We start from the raw sequence: 20,809 nt of genomic DNA on the forward strand, positions 1-20,809 counted from the left end.
CTCAAGATAGGGCGAACGCCGCAACAGGGCTGGCCAACAGGCCGAGGCCCGCCAGGATCAAGGCCAGCCTTGGCCGATACGGCAGCAGCAACACCAGCAGCAAGGCGCTGAGCATCAACACCGCGCACCACTCCACCAGGCCCTGGCCCCAACCGGCGCCAAGCACCGCCGGCCAGATCGACACGGCCAACAGCAACCAGCCGCCCACCCGCAGCCCCAGGCGCCGCCTGGGCGTGGGTTTGCTGTGCAGCAATTCGCCGTGGTGACGGTCGGTGGACAAACACAGCGCGGTAAACCCGGCGTAGCATATCAATAGCGCGAGGAGCATCAGTGGGCCTGCTGCTTGAGTGCCAACCCGCGGGCACGTTCAGCCTTGGGTTGCGGCGCGGTGCGGTGGTGCATCTTCCACGCCGCCCACGCCAGGAACATGCCGCTGGCCAGGCAGGTGAGGTCGAAGCCGGCCATGGCCCAGTCGCCGCTTGGCACGGAGACGCCCAAGTGGTGCGAGGTGGTGATGGCGTTAAGCAGTGGAATGGCGGCAAACAACAGCGCGCCGAGGCTCAGTTGCTCAACCCAACCCTGGCGACCGCGCCGCAGCAAGGCGTGCAACAGGCTCAGGCCCCAGGCGATAAAGAACGCCTGCACTTCCCAGTCGGAACGCGCAGCGAAGCTTACCGGCAACAGGCGGTTGGCCCAGAAAAACGCCGCAATGGCGATCATCAATCCGGACATGCTGGCAATATTCAGCACCTCCACCAGGCGCAGTTCAAAGGGCATGACCGCGGCCTTAGCGTGTTTGAGCTGGCGTTTGCCCAGCCAGATCACCAGGCCCGTGCCGATCATCGCCGTGCCCGCCAGGCCGCAGATAAAGTACAGCCAGCGCAGTACCGGGCCGGCGAAATGGCCCATGTGCAAACCGTAGAAACTGCCACCGATGGCCGTCGCCAATGACGGCTCGGCACTGCCTCGCAATAGCTCGCCGGTGGTGCCGTTGAACGACAGCGTACTGCCGGAGGCATGCACCACGCTGTCGGAGCCGGCGCGCGACACGTTGACCGAAGCGTTGACGTCGCCGGGGTTATTGACCGCCAGGCGCCCCACATGCCCGCCCGCCCACTGTTCCCGCGCCTGCTGGTACATCGGCATCAACGGCAGCAGTTTGCCCGGCTGGCCGAGGGCTGGCGGATTGTCGGTAGCTGGGAACAACTCGCTGAAGAACGCCCGGCTGTCGTCGCCATAGGACGCCACGATGGGCGCGGGCATGACCATGCTCATGAATATCACCAGGCTGCTGTAGGTGATCATCAGATGAAACGGCAGCACCAGCACACCCACCGCGTTGTGCCCGTCCAGCCAGGAGCGCTGGCCTTTGCGTGGGCGGAAGGTGAAGAAGTCTTTGAAGATTTTCTTGTGGGTAATGATGCCGGTGATCAGCGCGACGAACATCACCATGGCGGCGATGGTCGACAGCCAGCGGCCCCAGGGGTAAGGCATTTGCAGCTGGAAGTGGAAACGATAGAAGAACTCGCCGCCCTTGCTTTCGCGCGCCTGCACCGGTTGGCCGGTGACGGGGTCGAGGACTTTCTGGATAAAGGTGCCGCGCTTGCCGGGCTCGAGCTTGTCTTGCCACATTACCGATAGGCCGGGGTCGCGTCGGGTTGGCAAGGTAATGAACCAGCGCGCGGCGGTAGGCGCCTGCTGTTGCAGGTAATTTTGCGCCACGGCGAGGCTGCGCCCATCGTCCAGGGGATGGGCCTGCACTTCGGGCTGCATCCAATGGGTAATTTCGTCTTTGAAATAGGCCAGGGTGCCGGTCAGGAAAATCGCGAACAGCAGCCAACCGAAGATCAAGCCCGCCCAGGTGTGCAACCAGGCCATGGCCTGGCGAAAGCCCTCTTTCATGTGCGAGCCATCCAGAAACCAATGCCGGCCAGGGTGGCCAACAGCGCACTCGGCACCATCACCCCTGCCCAGGCGCGCCATGCCGTGCGGCAGGCAAAACACCAAAGCACCGCCAGCAGGTAGAACACAAAGGAACTCATCATGCCGGTGACCACCGCATCGGCACGGGTAGTGGGCAGCCACAGCGCCAGGCAAATGGCGGCCAGTGAGGCCATCAGGTAACCGCCAATCACCGCCGCCAGCACGCGCGAGGTGACAGCGAGGCGGTAGGAAGCGGGCAATGAGGTTTTACTTTTCATGCGGCAGGCGCCTGGTTCATCAGCGCGCAATATTAATGATAAATATTCTCATATGCAAAAGAGAACGGATGAATCACCTGCCTTGGCCGATTGCCGAACCTGGTCACGGGCCCTACAATGCGAACAATTCTTGTTCTCTAAAGCATATCGAATGCTTGCGGAGTGATCGCGTTGCAGCCGTCCAATCCCGTCGAAGTGTTGTACAACGACCATCACCACTGGCTCACCGGCTGGTTGCGACGCAAGCTCGGCTGCCCGGACAACGCGGCCGACCTGGCGCAAGACACCTTTATCCGCGTGCTCAGTGCCCGGGATACGCCAACGCTGATCGAACCGCGCGCCTTCCTCACCACCGTGGCCAAGCGCGTACTGTTCAACTTCTACCGTCGCCAGGACCTGGAACGCGCCTACCTCGAAGCCTTGGCGCAGATGCCCGAACACGTGGCGCCGTCGGAAGAAGACCGCGCAATCATCCTGCAAACCTTGCTGGAACTCGACCAACTGCTTGACGGCTTGCCCAAGCAGGTCAAACGCGCCTTCCTGCTGGCCCAACTCGACGGCCTGACCTACGCGCAAATCGGCGCGCAACTGGGCATCTCCATCGCCACCGTCAAACGCCACCTGACCAAAGCGGCCATGCGCTGCTACTTCGCCCTATGAACGTCTCCAGCCAAGTCGCCGAACAAGCCGTGCACTGGTTGCTGGAAATGCAGCAAGGCGCGCTCAACCCACGCCAGCAGGCGGCCTGGCAGCAATGGTTGAATGCCCACAGCGAACACCAACGCGCGTGGGAGCAGATCCAGCGCGTCAACCAACGCCTACGCGGCGTGCCCTCGCCCCTGGCCCATGCGGCGTTGAACGCGCCCACCTCCAGCAGCCGGCGTCAGGCGCTTAAATTGCTGTTGATTCTGGGTGCCGGTTCGGCCGCCGCCTGGAGCCTGCGCCAGCAACATATCCTGCCGCCGCTCACGGCAGACTATCGCAGCCCGGTGGGCCAACGCCGCACGGTGCAATTGGCCGACGGCAGCCAGTTGCAACTCAACACCGGCAGCGCCGTGGATGTGCATTTCGACGGCCAACAGCGCCTGGTGCGCCTGCTTGAAGGTGAAATCCTGCTCACCGCCCGCGCAGGCCAGGCGCCGTTGCACGTGCTGACCGGCCAGGGCCTGCTCAGCAGCCAGGCGGCGCGCTTGAATGTGCGCCAGTTCAACGACCACACCCAACTGGCGGTGCTGGCCGGCCAGGTTGAGGTAATGCCCAACCGCTACAACGGCTTGGCGCTGAGCGTCGACGCCGCGCACCAAGTCAATTTCACCCGCAAAGGCTGGGACACCCCGCGCGCCACCGACGCCAACAGCGGCGCCTGGGCCGACGGCATGCTGGTGGCCGCACATATGCGCCTTGAAGACTTCTTGAGTGAACTGGGGCGCTATCGTCGCGGCCAGCTCCATTGCGATCCACAAGTGGCCAACCTGCTGCTGTCCGGCAGTTACCCATTGGATGACAGCGAACGCATCCTCGACCTGCTGGAGATCAGCCTGCCGGTGAAAGTGCGGCGTTTTACGCGTTATTGGGTGACCGTGCAGGCACGAGCGTGATGCATAGCGCTTTCTTGCTCGCGCCCCCCAACCTACCGCGTTAAACGGACAACCCGCGTTATCGTTGACGATTTTCGCGAGCAAGCTCGCTCCTACAGTGGCAGTGAACTTGAAATATTTTTTGCAACTGTGAGCCGTTTTCCGCACCTGGCGTGACAGAGAAGGAAAGCCCCCTTGATCCTTCCTTCTCAGGACCGCCCTTCATGCCCCAGCAACCGACCCTGCTCGCCCGTACCCTACGCCAACTCCTACTCGGCGCCAGCCTCAGCCTGACCGCACTGCCGGCGGTGATGGCGGCCGATGCCAAGGCGTACCACATTGCGCCAACCACTTTGGAAGCGGCCTTGAATCAATTCGGGCGTGAAGCCGGTGTGCTGGTGTCCTTCGGTTCGGGAGTGACAGCCGGTATGCAAAGCCCCGGTTTGTCCGGCAACTACAGCGCAGCCGAAGGCTTGCAGAAACTGCTGGAAGGCACCGGCCTGCAAGCCCGCGCCGAGGGGGATAACGCCTACAGCCTGCAACCGGCTGGCGCCCCTGCGACCCTGGAGCTGCAGACCTCCAACGTGGTAGGCGACTGGCTCGGTGACGCGGCGCAAACCAACGTGTTCGAGCACCCCGGCGCCCGTGATGTGATCCGCCGCGAAGAATTCGAACGCCAGGGCGCCACCCAGGCCCGCGATGTGCTCAACCGCATCCCCGGCGTCAACGCCCCGGACAACAACGGCACCGGTAGCCACGACATGGCGCTGAACTTCGGCATTCGCGGGCTCAACCCACGCCTGGCGTCGCGCTCCACCGTGCTGATGGATGGCATCCCGGTGCCCTTCGCGCCGTACGGCCAGCCACAACTCTCCTTTGCGCCGATCAGCATGGGCAACATGGACGCGGTGGATGTAGTACGCGGCGGCGGTGCGGTGCGCTACGGCCCGCAAAACGTGGGTGGCATCGTCAACTTCGTCACCCGGGCTATCCCGGATGCGCCGACGGTCAAGGGTGGCTTGCAGACCGAGACCAGCCCCTCCTCCAGCCACGACGGCTTCAAGACCACCGGTAACCTGCTGGCCGGCGGCACCGCCGACAATGGCGTGGGCGGTGCGCTGCTGTACTCCGGCACCCGCGGCGGCGATTGGCGGGAAAACAGCAACACGCGCATCGACGACCTGATCCTCAAGGGCAAATACCAGCTGGACGACGCCAACAGCTTCAACGCCATGGCGCAGTACTACGAAGGCCAGGCCGATATGCCGGGCGGTTTGAACGTCAAGGACTACAAGGCTGATCCGTACCAGTCCACACGCCCCTACGACAAGTTCTGGGGCCGCCGTACGATGTTCAACGTCGGCTATCGCTACGAGCAGGACCGCCGCGAATTCACGGTCAACAGTTTCTTCACCAAGACCCTGCGCAGCGGTTACCTGGACCAGGGCAGTTTCCTGTCACTGTCGCCACGGGAATATTGGGTACGCGGCCTGGAGACGCGCTTCGCCCAAGGCTTTGACCTCGGCCCTACCAGCCATGAAGTCGGCGTGGGCTACCGCTACATCAATGAAGCCGGCCATGAGCTGCGTTACCGCACGCCGATTGCCGCCAACCAGCAAATCCCCACCACCAACAGCCGCAACGACCGCGACACACGCGGCGGCACCGAAGCCAATGCGTTCTTCATCGACGACCGCATCGACATCGGCAAGTGGACCATCACCCCAGGCATTCGCTACGAGATGATCGAGTCCCAGCAGACCAACAACCTGAGCAACGTCAAATACAAGGGCGACTACAACACCGCACTCCCGGCGCTGAACGTGCTCTACCACCTCACCGACGACTGGAACCTGTACGCCAACACCGAAGGCTCGTTCGGCAGCGTGCAATACAGCCAGATGCCCAACCGTGTGAACAGCGGCGAAGTGAAACCGGAAAAAGCCCGCACCTGGGAACTCGGCACGCGCTATGACAACGGCAACCTGCGCGCGGAAATCGGTGCGTTCCTGATCAACTTCGACAACCAGTACGACAGCAACCAGACCAACGACACGGTGATCGCCCGCGGTGAAACGCGTCACCAGGGCATCGAGTCGAGCATCAACTACGCCCTCGACGGCCTGAGCCCGGCGCTGGCAGGGTTTGATGTGTACGCCACCTATGCCTATGTCGACGCGACCATCCGCGAAGACGGCCCGAACAAAGGCAACCGCGTGCCCTTCTCCTCCAAGCACAAAGGTACCCTCGGCGTGGGTTACACCGAAGGCCCTTGGAAGCTCAACCTCGACAGCAGCTACCAGAGCAGCCAGTTCGCCGACAACGCCAACACCCAGGCCGAAAGCGCCGACGGCGCCAATGGCCGCATCCCCGGCTACATGCTGTTCAGCAGCCGCGCAGCCTATGACTTCGGCCCGCAGTTGTCGGATTTGAATTTGGCGGTGGGGGTGAAGAACATCTTCAACAAGCAGTACTACACCCGCTCGTTTGACGACAACAACAAGGGCAAGTACGTGGGTGAGCCGCGCACGGTGTATGTGCAAACCTCTATCGCGTTCTGACCGCATTTTGTAGGAGCGAGCTTGCTCGCGAAAAACTCACAGGCGCCGCGTTCATTCAGCAAACACGCGTTATCGTTGATGTTTTTCGCGAGCAAGCTCGCTCCTACAGATGGTTTTCAGTGTGTTCAGGATCTAACTGCCCGCCAGGCAACTGGGGGTAGCGGCCACCAACGCGTCAATGGCACACCGCGTCTTGGCCGGCATATGCGCCGCCGTCGGCCAGATCACATGGATCGGCGCAGGTTGCTCACGGTAGCTGGGCAGCACGGCCTGCAACTGCCCACGTAGCGCATAGTGGGCAATCAACCAACTCGGCAACCAGGCCAGGCCCACGCCCGCGATGGCGGCATCGGCCACGGCCTGGAGGTCGTCCACGATCAAGGGCGAAGCCAGGCGCGAACGCTGCGCGGTGTTGCTGCGGTAAGCAATGCCACGATGAACGGCCAGGTCTTCGATACTTTCAATGGCGCCCTTGCGCTGCAAATACGCCGGTGACGCCGCCAGCCCCATGGCCTGCTCTCCCAAGCGCCGTGCACTCAGACGGTCGGTGTCGGGCAACGGCCCGATGCGCACAGCGATATCGAAGCCTTCCTGCACCAAGTCGATCACGCGGTCGGAAAAACAAAGGTCGATTTCCAGTTCCGGATAGCTGTCCATCAGGGCCCACAACGCTGGCGCGGCATAGTGATGACCAAACGCCAGGGGCACGCTCACTCGCAAACGCCCGCGGGGTTGCTGACGGCCACTTTCCAGCACCGACTCGGCCGCCTCCAGCTCCGCCAAGGCGCGCAGGCAATGCTCGTAGTACGCCTGCCCGTCCTCGGTCAACCGCTGGCGCCGAGTGGAGCGCTGTAACAGGCAAGTGCCCAAGCGCGCTTCCAGCCGCGCCAGGCCCTTGCCCACCGCCGAGCGCGTGAGGTTCAGGCGTTCGGCGGCTTCGGTGAGATTGCCGCTTTCGACAATCTGCAAAAAGAGTTCGACGCCATCAAAACGTGGGGTAGCCATGCTTAATTGTCGCCCTTTGTTCCCTTATCAATGGAAAAGTTGTCGCCAATAAAGAACCTTATTCCCGAGAGAATAGCCCCTCCCGCTCTCGAAAGGAATGTCGTATGCCCCGCGCCGCCGCACTCTCGGCCCTCACTCCCCCGCGTACCGCCAGAAACGGCCTGGCCCTCACCGCCGTCTGCCTGGTGGCCCTGATGTTCGGCCTGGAAATCTCCAGCGTGCCGGTCATCCTGCCGACGCTGGAACAGGAACTGGGCACGGGCTTTCAAGACGCCCAATGGATCATGAATGCCTACACCCTGGCCTGTACCAGCGTGCTGATGGCGGCGGGCACCTTGGCGGATCGCTTTGGTCGTCGGCGCGTATTGGTGGTGTGCCTATGGCTGTTCGGGCTAGCTTCATTGGCCTGTGGGCTGGCCGACAGCGCCGCCACGCTGATCGTCGCGCGGTTTGTTCAAGGTATCGGCGCCGGAGCAATGATGATTTGCCAGTTCGCGATCTTGTCCCACCAGTTCCGCGAACCGGCGACGCGTGCGCGGGCCTTTGCGATATGGGGCGTGATCGCTGGCGTGGGCCTGGGTTTCGGGCCGATGGTGGGGGCGTTGATCCTGGCCGTGGCGGACTGGCGCTGGGTGTTCCTGGTGCACGTGCCGCTGACCCTGTTCACCTTGGCGTTGTTGCACATCAGCGTGCAGGAATCCCGCGACCCGGCCAGCCATCGCCTCGACATCGCCGGCATGCTGACCATGACACTCACGGTGTTTGCGCTGGTCTATTTCATCACCCAGGGCAGCGAAATCGGCTTTTGCGCCCCGGCGATGCTCGGCTGGGCTGGCCTGTCGGTCTTCGGGCTGCTGCTGTTTATCTGGATTGAGCGGCGCAGTGCCCACCCGATGTTTGACTTCTCGGTATTGCGCATCCAACGTTTCAACGGCGCGTTGATGGGCTCGATCGGCATGAACTTCAGCTTCTGGCCGTTCATGATCTACCTGCCATTGTATTTCCAGGCGGGCCTGGGTTACGACACGCTGATCACCGGCGCCGCCTTGCTCGCGTACACCTTGCCCACTTTGCTGGTGCCACCGCTGGCCGAACGCCTGGCCCTGCGTTTTGGCGCCGAACGCATCATCCCCCTGGGCCTGGGCACGATGGGCGCGGGATTCGTGGCAATGGCCATCGTCAATGTTGCCGAACAACCCAGCATCGCGCTGGTGCTGCTCAGTTGCGTGATAGCAGGCATAGGACTGGGGCTGACGAACTCCCCCACCACCAATACCACCACCGGTTCAGTCTCGGCTGACCGCGCCGGCATGGCCTCGGGCATCGACTTCAGCGCACGGCTGATCACCCTCGCGCTCAATATCGCGTTGATGGGCCTGGTGCTGTTGTTGGGAATCAGCCATCACCTGGCCCATGTGCTGCCTGCCAGCACGACGTTGGAGTGGGCAAGCCTCAGCCAGCATATTGCCGCCGGCAAGTTGGATGCGCCGGGGCTGACCGTTCATGATGCGCAAACAGCGCTACGCAGCGGCGCCGGCTGGGCCATGCTGTTTGCGGGCTTGGGCGCTAGCGGGTTGGCGCTGTTGAGCCGGCATTTCTTCCGGCGCGAGCGCTGAACGAAAAACGGGCCTGCAAATGCAGGCCCGTTTTCAGTGGGGGAATGAAAAAACAATCAGCCGTTAATGGCAGCGTTCTCGTTTTCCAGGAATTCCTCTTCCAACGCGTCTTCGTTCACTTTGTTGATTGGCTGGTTTTTACCGGCAGCGCGCGGCTTGCCTTGCAGTTTGCCAAACAGATGTTCCAGTGCGTGGTCGAGCTTGACTGCGGCGCCATCGATCGCCTGTTCCAGCGTATCGGCTTTATGGCACACGGAAACTGGTTGATGGCCCTTTGGCCGTGCTTCCAGACGGCAACTCAAATCGTGGGGGCCGGGCTTGTCGCCGTTCTCGTCCCGCAGGTAGACCTCTACACGGGTCAGGTCTTCTTCGTAGCGTTCGAGCGTGCTCTCAATGGTAGTACGTACCCACTCCTCCAGTCGGATGCTGCTTTCAATATGGTTATCGCTATTGACTTGGATTTGCATAGTTCTTCCCTTATTTCAGCTAGCTCGCCAGAGGTCACAAACTGCAACACCGGGGTGGTGAAACCATGACCTCTTGATTACACAATTGAGCACCTGCTGAAACAATTCAAGTCCTTTGCAAAGATAAATCCTACATTACAAATTAACCCTGACGACGAGCAAAAACGCTGTTAGGGTGGGGAGTTAGTTACATCTTCTTACGCCCTGCCAAACTCACAATTGCCCCTCTCCCAACGGGTGCAATCCGCGAAAAATCCCCGCTTCCTCCACCAGCCAGTCATGCACTGCGCGCACGCCCGGATGGTTCAACGCCCCCGGCGCATACAACAGCACGTAGCGTTTATGGTTGGGCACCGCCAGGCCGAACGGCACGATCAAAGTGCCGCGCTCCAGTTCATCGTTCAGCAAGGTACGCCGGGCAATCGCCACGCCCATGCCGGCAATGGCGGCTTCGATGGTCAGGTGGTTGCGGTTGAAGGTGTGCCCGCGCCGCACGTCGGCACCGTGGTAGCCGATGGCATTGAGGTAAAACTCCCACTCGGCATATTCATAACTCCCACGCCAGGCCGTGATGTCGTGCAGCAGCGGGAAATGCGCCAGGTCCGCCGGGCCATGCAAAGGCGGGCGACCACGCAACAGGCTGGGGGCGCACACCGGGAATATCTGTTCATCCAACAGGGCTGTGGATAACAACCCCGGGTAGCTGCCGTCGTTGAGGTCGATGGCCAGGTCGAAGTCGCCTTCATGCAGGGCGATGCTGCTGTCTTCGGCGACCATGCGCAGTTGAATGTCCGGAAAACGTTGCTGAAAGCGCGGCAGACGCGGGGTCAGCCACTTGCCCAGAAACGAGGGGATCGAACGCAGGCGCAAGGTACCGCTGATCATCCCGGCGTCCAGGCGCTGCAACTCTGCATCAATGCTGCCGTAAGCCTCCCCCACCACGGCCGCCAGGCGCTGCCCCTCGGCGCTGAGTTCCACCCCCCGCGCGCGCCGATGAAACAGCCGAAAGCCCAGGCGCTCCTCCAACTGGCGAATTTGCTGGCTCACCGCTCCCGGCGTGATGTGCAGTTCTTCGGCGCAGCGGGTGAACGATAGATGCCGTGCAGCGCAGGAAAACACGTGCAACCAGACATAGGTCTGGCCGTGGAGGGGGCGGGTCATAGCGTTTAGTCCTGCTAAAGGGTGTCTTAGGATAATTCGTTGGTCAGTGCCGAGCCAGAGGCTCAGTATCGCGCCAATTCCGCCTGCTCTACAAAACATGGCAGCGATTTCTACTCCATTGCTTGTAAGGCTTTAGCATGGCTATCAGTGTTTTCGATCTATTCAAGGTGGGCATCGGTCCTTCCAGCTCCCACACCGTCGGCCCGATGCGCGCTGCCGCGACGTTCGCCCAAGCCCTGACCGACCAGCATGTGCTCAGCCAAACCCGTCGCGTCGAAGTGCGCCTGTATGGCTCGCTGTCCGCTACCGGCGTCGGCCATGCCACCGACCGTGCCTGTGTCATGGGCTTGATGGGCGAATGGCCAGACCGCGTCGACCCCACCTCGATCAACGGGCGTATCCAGCAATTGCGCGAGTCCGGCCGGCTGTTGCTGGCCGGCCAACAGGACATTGCCTTCAACTGGCACACCGACCTGTTACTGCTGGAGGAAAGCCTGCCCTACCACCCCAATGCCATGTCCCTGCACGCCTATGGCGACAGCGGCCTACTGAGCGAACAAACCTATTACTCGGTGGGCGGTGGTTTCATCATCGAAGCCGCTGAAGCCGCATCAGGCGTTGCGCCTACCAGCGATGTGCAATTGCCCTATGATTTTTCCAGCGCCGTGGAACTGCTGGCCTTGTGCAACAAGCACGGCCTGCGGGTATCCGAACTGATGATGGCCAATGAACGGGCGTGGCGCAGCGACGAAGAGATCCGCAGCGGCCTGCTGCATATCTGGTCGGTGATGCGCGAATGCGTGGAACAGGGCCTGCGCGATGAAGGCATCCTGCCCGGTGGCCTGGATGTGCCGCGTCGCGCCGCGAAATTGCACCGCAGCCTGCTGGAAATCGGCAAGCCCAACGTGATCACCTCGACCTTGTCGGCCATGGAATGGGTCAACCTGTTCGCCCTCGCCGTCAACGAAGAAAACGCCGCCGGCGGGCGCATGGTCACCGCGCCGACCAATGGCGCGGCCGGGATCATCCCCGCCGTGCTGCACTACTACATGAAATTCAACGCCGACGCGTCGGACGACGACGTGGTCAACTTCTTCCTGGCCGCTGCTGCCGTCGGCATCCTCTGCAAGAAAAACGCCTCCATCTCCGGCGCCGAAGTCGGCTGCCAGGGCGAAGTAGGCTCGGCCTGCGCCATGGCCGCTGCCGGCCTGGCCGATATCCTCGGCGCCACCCCGGAGCAACTGGAAAACGCCGCCGAAATCGGCCTGGAACACAACCTCGGCCTGACCTGCGACCCGGTCGGTGGCTTGGTGCAGGTGCCGTGCATCGAGCGCAATGCCATTGCGGCAGTCAAGGCGATCAACGCCACGCAGATGGCCCTGCGCGGCGACGGCAAACACTTCATCTCCCTCGACCGGGTGATCCGCACCATGCGCGATACCGGCGCCGATATGCATGACAAATACAAAGAAACTTCACGGGGCGGCCTGGCGGTCAGCTGGGTGGAGTGCTGATCGGAGCACTGCTACCCGCCCCAACGTGAGCCCGCGCAAAAATAATAACGAGGCAATACCGATGACTGATGTACGTACACCTGCTGCCGAAAATCCCGATGTCAGAGAAAACACAGTAACCACCGGCTGGACCAAACACGACACCACCTGGATGCTCGGCCTCTATGGCACCGCCATCGGCGCGGGCACCCTGTTCCTGCCGATCAATGCCGGCGTCGGCGGTTTCTGGCCGCTGATCGTGCTGGCACTGCTGGCCTTCCCGATGACTTTCTTCGCCCACCGTGGGCTGACGCGTTTTGTGTTGTCAGGCAAATCCGGCGACATCACCGAAGTGGTCGAGGAACACTTTGGTGTCGGCGCAGGCAAGTTGATCACCCTGCTCTACTTCTTTGCGATCTTCCCGATCCTGCTGGTGTACAGCGTGGCGCTGACCAACACCCTGGGCAGTTTCATGGAGCACCAATTGCACATGGCGCCGCCGCCCCGGGCGATTCTGTCGCTGGTGCTGATCCTCGGCCTGATGGCTATTGTGCGGTGTGGCCAGGGCGTGATCGTCAAGGCCATGAGCGTGCTGGTGTACCCGTTCGTGGCCGCCCTGCTACTGCTTGCATTCAGCCTGATTCCCAACTGGAACGGCGCGTTCTTCGCCTCGGCCAGCGAGGGCATGCCGTTGCCGCTGTTCTTCAAGACGTTGTGGCTGGCGATCCCGGTGATGGTGTTCTCGTTCAACCATTCGCCGATCATCTCCGCCTTTGCCGTGGACCAAAAGCGCGTCTACGGCGCCCAGGCCGAACGCAAAAGCAGCGGCATCCTGGCCACCGCCCACGGCATGATGGTGCTGACCGTGATGTTCTTCTGCTTCAGCTGCGTACTGGCGCTGTCACCGGCTGACCTGGCCGCGGCCAAGGCGCAGAACATCTCGATCCTGTCGTACCTGGCCAACCACTTCCAGACGCCGGTGATCGCCTACGCCGCACCGTTGATCGCGCTGGTGGCGATCACCAAATCCTTCCTGGGCCACTACATCGGCGCCAGCGAAGGCTTCCAAGGCTTGATCGTCAAATCCCTGCGCGGGCGCAACCGTTCGATGTCGGCGAAATGGCTGGAACGTTGCACCGCGTTGTTCATGGTGCTCACCTGCTGGGCCGTGGCCACCTTCAACCCGAGCATCCTGGGCATGATCGAAACCATGGGCGGGCCGATCATCGCGTGCCTGCTGTTCCTGATGCCGATGTACGCGATCCGCCGAGTGCCATCTTTGCGCCAGTATTCAGGCCAGGCATCGAATGTGTTTGTGGTGGTCATCGGGCTGATTGCGCTGTCTGCGATCGTTTTTTCCGTGATGCCCTGAATTAGCTCACTGATCTCAAAAACAGCCCAAAATAATGTGGGAGCGGGCTTGCTCGCGAATGCGGTGTATCAGCCAACAAATACTTGGCTGAAGGACCGCTTTCGCGAGCAAGCCCGCTCCCACATTTGGATATCTGTGCGGGGTAAATCGCTGTACGGCACGGCCCTTGCTGTAGAGCTTTTGAGGAAAACGGAATTTGGCCAGTGGTCAGGCAATGCGAACTAATCCCGACACCGGCCGTCAATGACTGCATGTTCTTATCAGGCGGTAACGCACCATGGACAATCCTTTTCAGATCATCACCGACACGTTCAGCCCCCAATACCGCGTCAACCTGAGTATCCAAAGGCTGGACGGCAGCATCATGCTCACCCTCTCTGACGAGACCGGTGTAGTGGCCAAGCGCATGATCAGCGCCGAACAACGCAACGACCCGCAACGCCTCAAGCGCCTGGTGCAAAGCATCCAGTTCGGCATTGCCATCGAACAGGGCCACAGCGCCGTGCAAATCCTGGAGCTGATGACGGACGGCGACAGCCACAAACTCCTGCAGCGCCCGCCCGCCCGTACCCTGCCCTTCAGCGTCGGGCTTTAAAGCTCGCCCTTCTCGGTCTCCAGGCTCGCCTCGCCCTTGCGACGCGGGCTTTCGACCTTTACCGAAGGGAAGGCCGACGAGGCGTAGCGCACCACCAGGATCGCAAACGCCAACAGCAAAATGCCGCCGCACAGGTAGATGATGCCCAGGTCTGGCGGGTTGTGATGGGACACGTTGGAGATCAGCAAACGCGTGAGCGCGGTGATCGCCACGTAGATCAGGAAGCGCACCGGCATGTGGTTGGTCTTGAAGTAAATCCCGACCATCGCGCCCAATTCCAGGTAGATGAACAGCAGCAAGATGTCATCGATCTTGATGTGCCCGTTCTCCAGCATCCCCAGGAACTCCATCACCGCCGCCCAGGCGGTCACCGCACCAATGGCGAACAGCGCCAGGTAATGGAACGACTCGACAAACAGATTACCCAGCGACTCGGCCAGCCCATGTACTTGCTGACGCAGCCTTTCGGCCCAGTTGATTTTCACGATGATGCTTCCTTAGGTCGGCTCGACCGGATAATGCGGGGTGGACGTGACGGTTATTCTGCATGCAGAAAAAAGGCCAGGGCTGGAGCATAAGATGGTGGCCGTGTGACACGAGGCACTTAAATTACCCCCCCCGATCGTTCCCACGCTCCGCGTGGGAACGCCGCCTGGAACGCTCCGCGTCCCTCAGACCTGCATGCATTCCCACGCGGAGCGTGGGAACGATCGAGCGTGGGAACCATCGACCTCAGCGTGCTGTGCGAAATTTCCGGTTCAGCCCCCCATTTCCCAACTACATTAAAAACCTACTATCCAAACCCCGACGTTTGGCTTATCCTTTTAGCTGTATATAAATACAGTAGTCGCAAAAGACAACTATCGTGAAGGCATGTGAGGTGGTGAATGGCCGTCGAAGTGGTATACCGCAGCAGCCGAGATCTGGAGCGTTTGTTCATGGATAAAGCCGAAGCTGACCGTCATGACAAGATGCTTGAACTCGCTGAGTTGCTGGCAGAGGTGTTGCAAAAAGCCGTGCCGTCGTTGAGCGAGCAGCAGGTGGAAGAAGCCGGGATCTACATGGCGAAGAACCGCGATGTGTTTGCCAAGGCGTTCAAGAGCCAGCCGGACGCATTGTCCGAGTTGCTGAACCCGGCGGCGGAGTAAAGCCCGAATTGAACAGGCCCTGAATCATGGATTCAGGGCCTTTTTAATGCCTGGCCTATTTGTACAGCAGGCGTTCGGCCAGCTCATCAGCCACCCGTGCGGGCGAGCGTTTTTCGGCTTGGGCGTGGGCGAAGATTTCGGTCAGGCGGCTGCCGATGTTTGACAGGTGCGCGGTGATGCCGGGCAGGTCGGTGCCGGCGTGTTTGAGGGCGACGTAGATCAGCCCGCCAGAGTTGATCACATAGTCCGGTGCGTAGAGGATGCCGCGGCCTTCCAATTGGTCGGCGATGTCCAGGTTGGTCAGTTGCGCGCTGGCCGAACCCGCCACGGCGGCGCAACGCAACTGGCCGACGCTGTTACGGTTGAACACGGCGCCGACGCCGCAGGGCGCAAGAATGTCGCACGGGGTGCTGAGCAAGGCGTCGTTGGCAATCGGGTGGGCGCCCAGTTGCTGCATGGCCAGTTGCACCTTGCCGTGATCGATGTCGCTGACCAGCAGCTCGGCACCGGCGGCATGCAGTTGCTCGGCAAGGGCGTAACCGACATTGCCCAGGCCCTGTACCGCGACGCGCAGGCCCTCGAGGTTGTCGCTGCCCAGGCGCACCATAGCGGTGGTGCGGATACCGGCGAACACGCCCATGGCAGCATGGGGCGCGGGGTCGCCGGCGGCGGTGGTGCTGGTGACAAAGCGGGTGTTCTGGGCGATGCAGTCCATGTCGGCGACCGAGGTGCCGCTGTCGATCGAGGTGATGAAGCGGCCGTCGAGTTTTTCCACACAACGGCCAAACGCCTCGAACAGCGCCGCACGGCTTTCCACGTGCACGGGGCGGATGATCACCGCCGTGCCACCGCCCACCGGCAGCCCGGCCAGTGCGGCTTTGTAGCTCATGCCTTGCGCCAGGCGCGCAGCATCGGCTACGGCGGTTTCATCATTAGGGTAAGCCAGGTAACGACAGCCACCCAACGCTGGGCCCAGGCGACTGTTGTGGATGGCGATGATCGCCTTCAAGCCGGTCACCGGATCAACGCTCAGGTGCAGCGATTCAAGGCGGGTGCTGTGCATGAGCGCAAACATCAATGAGCTCCCGAATCACTTCTGGTAGTGGGCCAAGTATAGGCTTGCGGCAGAAAACTGCTGGATTGCGCTGGAATAAGCCGCGCGTTTTCGTGGGATCTACGACATAAGCGCGTGGGATATCTCTCAAGGTGCTGGACGAAAATTCTCAGCAAGGCTAAAACGGGGGCATACGCCGGAGAACTCGATGAACCCCCGCACAGCTTTTTTCGCCTGCCTGGACCGTTCACCCCCCGCGCTGTTCGAAGCCGCGCTGTGGATTGCTGCCGAGCATGACGCCAGCGTGCAGCCGGCGCTGATCCTGCACGAGCTTGGCGCGCTGCAACAACAGGTCAGCCTGGGCATGCCCCTGCTACCGGCGGATGAACTCGGCCAACCGCTGCTGCGACGCCTGAATGACCTTGGGTTTGCCCAGGATGACCATACGCCATTGCGCCCCGCCGCCGCGCTGCTGGACAAAGTGCTGCAACGCAAACGCGGGCAACCCTTGGCCATGGGCCTGATCGCCCTGGAGATGGCACGACGCCTGGATATCCCCATGGTCGGCGTGAACTTCCCCGGGCACTTCCTGCTGCGGGTACCGGGTGCCGATCACCTGCTGGACCCTTGCGGCGGCCGGCGCCTGTACCCTAACGACTGTCGCGAGTTGCTGGCGCGCCAATACGGGGAGAAGCTGAAATTGCAGGCCGACCACCTGCTGACTGCCGAGCCACGGGCGATCCTGCAACGGCTGTCGCGCAACCTGCGCCAACTCTACCTTGCCAACGACGAACCGTTGGCGGCCCTGGTGGACGCCGAGCGCGTACTGGAACTGGGCAACGCCAGCGCCTCCGACTACCTGGCGCGCGCCAGCCTGTATCAACGCCTGGATTGCCCCAGCGCCGAACGCTTCGACCTGGAACACGCCCTGATGCTCAGCGATGACCCGATCCAGCGTCTGCGCCTGACCGAGCGGCTCGGGCACCTGCCGCCCAACTCAGTAATGCACTGACCCAACTCCCAACTGTAGGAGCGAGCTTGCTCGCGAAGAACGCAAGGGCACCGCGTTAAACCAGGATGCCCGCATTATCGTTGACGTGCTTAGCGAGCAAGCTCGCTCCTACAGTGAGGGTTTGAGAACGTCGCTGTGCAGCGTGTTAGCTCCCGGCGCCCGCACTTGAATAATCAACAACGCTGCAATCACCGCCGGAATCGCGCAGAAGAAGAAAATCTGCTCGACCGGTATATGCATCGCCAGCAACAGGCTGCCAAACAGCGGCCCCAGAATCGACCCGAATCGCCCCACCCCCAACGCCCAGCCCGTGCCGGTGGCGCGCACGTGCGCCGGGTAGAAGTTGCTCGCGAAGGCATTGAGGGTCAGTTGCCCGCCGATGATGCAGAACCCGGCAGCGAACACGCAGGCCACCAGGTAGCGTGGGTTGTCGTGGTTCAAGCCCAGCAAGATGGTGCACAACGCTGCCGCCGCCAACACGCCGGACAGCAACCGTACTTTGCTTTTCAGGCGGTCGGCAAACCAGGCCATGAGAATGGCGCCCAAGGTGCCGGCGAACAGGAACATGGAGGTGACCAGGTTGGCTTCGTTCAACGCCAGGCCGCTTTCGAGCAATAGCGAAGGCAGCCAGCTGATCATGAAATACAGCAGGATCAGGCTGACAAAGAAAGTCGCCCAGATCAGCAGCGTCGGGCGCGCGTAGCCGTTGCGAAACAGCTCCACCACCGTCAGTTTGCTGCCTTGCTCCTTCAAGCTTTCCGCTTCGGTCGCGGGCGGTGGCTGCCAGTCGGGCAGCATCCGCGCCGTGACTCTGCGCAAACGCAGATAGGGCGGCGCATCGCGCAACAGACGCGGCAAGGATTCGGGCAACAGCCATACCAGAAACGGGAACAGCAGCAACGGCGTCACACCGCCCGCCAGGAACACCGCCTGCCAGCCAAAACTGTCGATAAACCCGGCCGCCACAAAGCCACCCGCCGCGCCGCCGAACGAAAAGCCACAGGCGGCCAGCGTCACCATCAAGGTGCGCAGGCGTGGTGGCGAATACTCCGACATCAACGCCATGGCACTGGGCATCGCACCGCCCATGCCGATCCCGCAGATAAACCGCGCCGCCATCAACGTGGTCAGGGAATTGGCGAACACCATCAATACCGTGAGGCTGGCGTAGATCAGCACGCACGCCAGCAGAATGCGTCGCACACCAAACCGATCCGCCAGCGGTGTCACCAGCAGCGAGCCCAGGGTGAGGCCCAGCAGGTTGGCGCTGAACACGGGGCCGAACGCGGATTTTTCCAGGCCCCAATCCTGGGCCAGCGCCGGCACTACATAGCCCAGCACCTGGGCGTCATAGCCATCGGTGACCAGTAGCAGTGCCAGCAGCAGGAGAATCAACCATTGATAGCGCGACACCGGACGGGCGTCGAGTGCCGCGCGAAAGCTGGCAATCTGATTGTGCATCGCAAGGTACCTGTTTTTTTTATGATGGTTCCCACGCTCTGCGTGGGAATACAGCCCTGGACGCTCCGCGTCCGTTTTTAGAACCGTGACGCGGAGCGTCACATGAGGCGTTCCCACGCAGAGCGTGGGAACGATCATTAAAGGTGGTTCAGGGGGTGTCAGGTTGATTGGCGGGGTGGGCCTGCATGAAGGCCGGATGTTGGGCTGCCAACGCTGCCACCCGCCCGATGCGTGGGTATGCCGCCAAGGGCACCTTGAAACGTTCGGCCGCGTACAACTGCGGGATCAGAAACGCATCGGCCAGGCCCGGTTGTTCGCCAAAGCAAAACCCGGTGTCGCCAATCAACTGCTCCACCGCGCCCAGGCCCTGGCTGATCCAATGCCCGATCCATTCCAGCAATTGCGCCTCGTCGTGCCCCCACTTGCGCAGCAAGTTCTGGGTGCTGGAGTTATGCAACGGGTGGATATCACAGGCGATGATCGATGCCACCGCCCGCTCGTGAGCCCTGGCGACCAAATCCTTGGCGAGCAGCGGCGCCTGTGGATAACGCTCTTCCAGGTACTCGATGATCGCCTGTGACTGGATCAACAACGCCCCTTCATCGCTACGCAACGCCGGCACGCGCCCTTGGGGGTTGATCGCCAGGTAGTCAGGCTGGCGGTTGGCGCCGCCGGCCGGCACCAGCAGGTTGACCGGCAGCGCGGTGAAATCCAAGCCTTTGAGGGCCAGGGCAATACGTACTCGATACGACGCAGTAGAGCGGTAGTAGGTATAGAGTTCCATGGCCCTGCCCTCTCAGCGCGCCGCGACCACGGTGCCGCGGCATTCGCCGAAGCCGATGGAGGCAAAGCCCTCGCGGCTGCAACGGGCACGCAGGATGATTTCGTCGCCATCTTCAAGGAATTTACGCACCTCACCGCAAGCCAATTCAATCGGCTTTTTACCGCCTTCGGTAATCTCCAACAGGCTGCCGAACTGCCCAGGCTGCGGGCCAGACAACGTGCCCGAACCAAACAGGTCGCCGGCCTGCAACTGGCAACCGTTGACGCTGTGGTGCGCCACCATTTGCGCCACGGTCCAGTACATATGCTCGGTATTGCTCAAGGTCAGGCGATGGGCGGGCAGGTTTTGTTCACGCATCGAGGCCGTGGTGAGCAGCACTTCCAGTTCGATATCAAAGGCGCCCGCGTTCTGATCACGCTTATCCAGCAGGTAAGGCAGCGGTTGCGGATCACCCTCGGGGCGCGGCGGCTGGGCCTTGCGGAAAGGTTCTAAAGCTTCGGCAGTCACCACCCACGGCGAGATGCTGGTGATAAAGCTTTTCGACAAAAACGGCCCCAGCGGCTGATATTCCCAAGCCTGGATGTCCCGCGCCGACCAGTCGTTGAGCAGGCAGAAACCGGCGATATGCTCGGCGGCATCGCCAATGGCAATCGCATCGCCCATGGCATTGCCCTGGCCGATCCAGATGCCCAGCTCCAACTCATAGTCCAGGCGTGCGCAGGGGCCAAAGGTCGGCTCGGTCTGGCCGGCCGGGAGGGTCTGGCCTTTAGGGCGTCGCACCTCTGTACCCGAGGGACGAATGGTCGAGGCACGGCCGTGGTAACCAATGGGCACGTACTTGTAGTTGGGCAACAAGGGGTTATCGGGGCGGAACAATTTGCCGACGTTTTGCGCGTGCTCGATGCCGACGTAGAAGTCGGTGTAGTCATTGATCTTGGCCGGCAGGTGCATCTGGCAATCGACAGCGCGGTGCAGTACTTGCGCTTCGCGGGTTTGCAGCTCGCTGCCTTCGGCCAGCAGTTCCAGCAGGCGCTCGCGCAGGGCAACGCGGGGGCCACGGCCCAGCTCGAAAAACCCGTTCAACTGCCCGCCCGCAGTGGCTTCAACGGCGCGCCGGGCTTCACCTTCAAACGCGTCCAGCGCGGCATGCAAGTCGAGAATCGCATCGCCAATCGCCACGCCACTGCGCGGTGCCGAGCCATTGATACTGAACACGCCCAGGGGCAAGTTCTGCAGGGGGAAATCCGCGTGACCATTGGCCGAGGATACCCAGCTGCGGGTCTGCGTTGGTTGAGTCATGGG

Annotated in this window: 20 protein-coding genes; 9 read left to right on the forward strand and 11 right to left on the reverse strand. The window is 61.8% G+C overall.

Annotation, left to right across the window (positions count from 1 at the left end):
* Position 1: 1 nt before the first annotated feature.
* The 3 genes from CRN80_RS02390 to CRN80_RS02400 are packed head-to-tail and all read right to left on the reverse strand — an operon-like array spanning position 2 to position 2,201.
* On the reverse strand, positions 2 to 328 hold the full coding sequence (locus tag CRN80_RS02390; protein WP_098949486.1) for a DUF3325 domain-containing protein: 327 nt from the start codon (positions 326 to 328) through the stop codon (positions 2 to 4).
* Entirely contained in the window at positions 328 to 1,902 is a 1,575-nt protein-coding gene (locus CRN80_RS02395; RefSeq protein WP_098949487.1) for a PepSY domain-containing protein, read from the reverse strand. The genes CRN80_RS02390 and CRN80_RS02395 overlap by 1 nt, the downstream gene beginning before the upstream one ends.
* The gene (locus CRN80_RS02400; protein ID WP_032893419.1) at positions 1,899 to 2,201 is read right to left on the reverse strand and encodes a DUF3649 domain-containing protein; all 303 of its coding nucleotides are present in this window, start codon (positions 2,199 to 2,201) and stop codon (positions 1,899 to 1,901) included. The genes CRN80_RS02395 and CRN80_RS02400 overlap by 4 nt, the downstream gene beginning before the upstream one ends.
* 171 nt (positions 2,202 to 2,372) lie before the next feature.
* Between CRN80_RS02400 and CRN80_RS02405 the strand changes: the two genes are divergently transcribed.
* The 3 genes from CRN80_RS02405 to fecA all read left to right on the forward strand — a co-directional run bounded on the left by CRN80_RS02405 (position 2,373) and on the right by fecA (position 6,339).
* The gene (locus tag CRN80_RS02405; protein ID WP_032897602.1) at positions 2,373 to 2,861 is read left to right on the forward strand and encodes a sigma-70 family RNA polymerase sigma factor; all 489 of its coding nucleotides are present in this window, start codon (positions 2,373 to 2,375) and stop codon (positions 2,859 to 2,861) included.
* Positions 2,858 to 3,799: a FecR domain-containing protein gene (locus CRN80_RS02410; RefSeq protein ID WP_098949488.1), complete on the forward strand. Its 942-nt coding sequence runs from the start codon at positions 2,858 to 2,860 to the stop codon at positions 3,797 to 3,799. Before CRN80_RS02405 ends, CRN80_RS02410 begins: the two co-directional genes overlap by 4 nt.
* Before the next feature lie 203 nt (positions 3,800 to 4,002).
* Positions 4,003 to 6,339: a TonB-dependent Fe(3+) dicitrate receptor FecA gene (fecA, locus tag CRN80_RS02415; protein ID WP_098949489.1), complete on the forward strand. Its 2,337-nt coding sequence runs from the start codon at positions 4,003 to 4,005 to the stop codon at positions 6,337 to 6,339.
* A gap of 132 nt (positions 6,340 to 6,471) precedes the next feature.
* On the opposite strand, the gene CRN80_RS02425 is transcribed toward fecA, so the two are convergent.
* Positions 6,472 to 7,344: a LysR family transcriptional regulator gene (locus CRN80_RS02425; RefSeq protein WP_098949490.1), complete on the reverse strand. Its 873-nt coding sequence runs from the start codon at positions 7,342 to 7,344 to the stop codon at positions 6,472 to 6,474.
* 104 nt (positions 7,345 to 7,448) lie between these two features.
* On the opposite strand from CRN80_RS02425, the gene CRN80_RS02430 reads away from it, so the two are divergent.
* On the forward strand, positions 7,449 to 8,960 hold the full coding sequence (locus CRN80_RS02430; protein ID WP_098949491.1) for an MFS transporter: 1,512 nt from the start codon (positions 7,449 to 7,451) through the stop codon (positions 8,958 to 8,960).
* 56 nt (positions 8,961 to 9,016) lie between these two features.
* On the opposite strand, the gene CRN80_RS02435 is transcribed toward CRN80_RS02430, so the two are convergent.
* Both CRN80_RS02435 and CRN80_RS02440 read right to left on the reverse strand, forming a co-directional pair.
* Positions 9,017 to 9,427: an HPF/RaiA family ribosome-associated protein gene (locus tag CRN80_RS02435; RefSeq protein WP_003188815.1), complete on the reverse strand. Its 411-nt coding sequence runs from the start codon at positions 9,425 to 9,427 to the stop codon at positions 9,017 to 9,019.
* Between the two features lie 213 nt (positions 9,428 to 9,640).
* Positions 9,641 to 10,588, reverse strand: coding sequence for a LysR substrate-binding domain-containing protein (locus tag CRN80_RS02440; protein ID WP_032893426.1), 948 nt, complete (start codon positions 10,586 to 10,588; stop codon positions 9,641 to 9,643).
* Positions 10,589 to 10,725: 137 nt separating this feature from the next.
* Here CRN80_RS02440 and CRN80_RS02445 point away from each other — a divergent pair, with 137 nt between their 5' ends.
* The 3 genes from CRN80_RS02445 (at position 10,726) to CRN80_RS02455 (ending at position 14,048) form a co-directional block, all read left to right on the forward strand.
* Positions 10,726 to 12,102 carry an L-serine ammonia-lyase gene (locus tag CRN80_RS02445; protein WP_098949492.1) on the forward strand — a complete coding sequence of 459 codons (1,377 nt, stop codon included), beginning with the start codon at positions 10,726 to 10,728 and terminating at the stop codon, positions 12,100 to 12,102.
* Between the two features lie 61 nt (positions 12,103 to 12,163).
* Positions 12,164 to 13,453, forward strand: coding sequence for a serine/threonine transporter (locus CRN80_RS02450; RefSeq protein WP_098949493.1), 1,290 nt, complete (start codon positions 12,164 to 12,166; stop codon positions 13,451 to 13,453).
* Positions 13,454 to 13,730: 277 nt separating this feature from the next.
* Positions 13,731 to 14,048 (forward strand): DUF3509 domain-containing protein, encoded by a 318-nt coding sequence (locus tag CRN80_RS02455; protein WP_078466754.1) that lies wholly within the window; start codon positions 13,731 to 13,733, stop codon positions 14,046 to 14,048.
* Here the strand turns inward: CRN80_RS02455 and CRN80_RS02460 are convergent.
* A complete protein-coding gene (locus CRN80_RS02460) occupies positions 14,045 to 14,533 on the reverse strand; it encodes a phosphate-starvation-inducible protein PsiE (protein WP_014717052.1) in 489 nt (162 codons plus the stop codon). The genes CRN80_RS02455 and CRN80_RS02460 overlap by 4 nt on opposite strands.
* A 402-nt stretch (positions 14,534 to 14,935) precedes the next feature.
* On the opposite strand from CRN80_RS02460, the gene CRN80_RS02465 reads away from it, so the two are divergent.
* Entirely contained in the window at positions 14,936 to 15,196 is a 261-nt protein-coding gene (locus tag CRN80_RS02465) for a YebG family protein (protein ID WP_003188807.1), read from the forward strand.
* 55 nt (positions 15,197 to 15,251) lie between these two features.
* Here CRN80_RS02465 and CRN80_RS02470 read toward each other — a convergent pair whose 3' ends face one another.
* The gene (locus CRN80_RS02470) at positions 15,252 to 16,271 is read right to left on the reverse strand and encodes a Glu/Leu/Phe/Val dehydrogenase dimerization domain-containing protein (RefSeq protein ID WP_098949494.1); all 1,020 of its coding nucleotides are present in this window, start codon (positions 16,269 to 16,271) and stop codon (positions 15,252 to 15,254) included.
* A gap of 187 nt (positions 16,272 to 16,458) precedes the next feature.
* Here CRN80_RS02470 and CRN80_RS02475 point away from each other — a divergent pair, with 187 nt between their 5' ends.
* Positions 16,459 to 17,262 (forward strand): SirB1 family protein, encoded by an 804-nt coding sequence (locus CRN80_RS02475; RefSeq protein ID WP_032893436.1) that lies wholly within the window; start codon positions 16,459 to 16,461, stop codon positions 17,260 to 17,262.
* A gap of 108 nt (positions 17,263 to 17,370) precedes the next feature.
* Here the strand turns inward: CRN80_RS02475 and CRN80_RS02480 are convergent, their stop codons facing one another.
* The 3 genes from CRN80_RS02480 to fahA form a co-directional block, all read right to left on the reverse strand.
* Positions 17,371 to 18,723: an aromatic acid/H+ symport family MFS transporter gene (locus tag CRN80_RS02480; RefSeq protein ID WP_098949495.1), complete on the reverse strand. Its 1,353-nt coding sequence runs from the start codon at positions 18,721 to 18,723 to the stop codon at positions 17,371 to 17,373.
* Positions 18,724 to 18,871: 148 nt separating this feature from the next.
* Positions 18,872 to 19,507, reverse strand: coding sequence for a maleylacetoacetate isomerase (gene maiA, locus CRN80_RS02485; protein WP_032893438.1), 636 nt, complete (start codon positions 19,505 to 19,507; stop codon positions 18,872 to 18,874).
* 12 nt (positions 19,508 to 19,519) lie between these two features.
* The gene (gene fahA, locus CRN80_RS02490; RefSeq protein WP_098949496.1) at positions 19,520 to 20,806 is read right to left on the reverse strand and encodes a fumarylacetoacetase; all 1,287 of its coding nucleotides are present in this window, start codon (positions 20,804 to 20,806) and stop codon (positions 19,520 to 19,522) included.
* Between the last annotated feature and the right edge of the window lie 3 nt (positions 20,807 to 20,809).

The sequence above is a fragment of the Pseudomonas sp. FDAARGOS_380 genome (assembly GCF_002591235.1).
In the GTDB taxonomy this organism is placed as follows: Bacteria; Pseudomonadota; Gammaproteobacteria; order Pseudomonadales; family Pseudomonadaceae; genus Aquipseudomonas; species Aquipseudomonas salmasensis.

Coding starts and splice junctions, on each gene's coding strand:
- CRN80_RS02410 (WP_098949488.1), top strand. CDS start 2,858: ATGAACGTCTCCAGCCAAGTCGCCGAACAAGCCGTGCACTGGTTGCTG.
- fahA (WP_098949496.1), bottom strand. CDS start 20,806: ATGACTCAACCAACGCAGACCCGCAGCTGGGTATCCTCGGCCAATGGT.
- CRN80_RS02455 (WP_078466754.1), top strand. CDS start 13,731: ATGGACAATCCTTTTCAGATCATCACCGACACGTTCAGCCCCCAATAC.
- CRN80_RS02390 (WP_098949486.1), bottom strand. CDS start 328: ATGCTCCTCGCGCTATTGATATGCTACGCCGGGTTTACCGCGCTGTGT.
- CRN80_RS02435 (WP_003188815.1), bottom strand. CDS start 9,427: ATGCAAATCCAAGTCAATAGCGATAACCATATTGAAAGCAGCATCCGA.
- CRN80_RS02440 (WP_032893426.1), bottom strand. CDS start 10,588: ATGACCCGCCCCCTCCACGGCCAGACCTATGTCTGGTTGCACGTGTTT.
- CRN80_RS02445 (WP_098949492.1), top strand. CDS start 10,726: ATGGCTATCAGTGTTTTCGATCTATTCAAGGTGGGCATCGGTCCTTCC.
- CRN80_RS02475 (WP_032893436.1), top strand. CDS start 16,459: ATGAACCCCCGCACAGCTTTTTTCGCCTGCCTGGACCGTTCACCCCCC.
- CRN80_RS02425 (WP_098949490.1), bottom strand. CDS start 7,344: ATGGCTACCCCACGTTTTGATGGCGTCGAACTCTTTTTGCAGATTGTC.
- CRN80_RS02470 (WP_098949494.1), bottom strand. CDS start 16,271: ATGTTTGCGCTCATGCACAGCACCCGCCTTGAATCGCTGCACCTGAGC.
- CRN80_RS02400 (WP_032893419.1), bottom strand. CDS start 2,201: ATGAAAAGTAAAACCTCATTGCCCGCTTCCTACCGCCTCGCTGTCACC.
- CRN80_RS02450 (WP_098949493.1), top strand. CDS start 12,164: ATGACTGATGTACGTACACCTGCTGCCGAAAATCCCGATGTCAGAGAA.
- CRN80_RS02395 (WP_098949487.1), bottom strand. CDS start 1,902: ATGAAAGAGGGCTTTCGCCAGGCCATGGCCTGGTTGCACACCTGGGCG.
- fecA (WP_098949489.1), top strand. CDS start 4,003: ATGCCCCAGCAACCGACCCTGCTCGCCCGTACCCTACGCCAACTCCTA.
- CRN80_RS02430 (WP_098949491.1), top strand. CDS start 7,449: ATGCCCCGCGCCGCCGCACTCTCGGCCCTCACTCCCCCGCGTACCGCC.
- CRN80_RS02480 (WP_098949495.1), bottom strand. CDS start 18,723: ATGCACAATCAGATTGCCAGCTTTCGCGCGGCACTCGACGCCCGTCCG.
- maiA (WP_032893438.1), bottom strand. CDS start 19,507: ATGGAACTCTATACCTACTACCGCTCTACTGCGTCGTATCGAGTACGT.
- CRN80_RS02465 (WP_003188807.1), top strand. CDS start 14,936: ATGGCCGTCGAAGTGGTATACCGCAGCAGCCGAGATCTGGAGCGTTTG.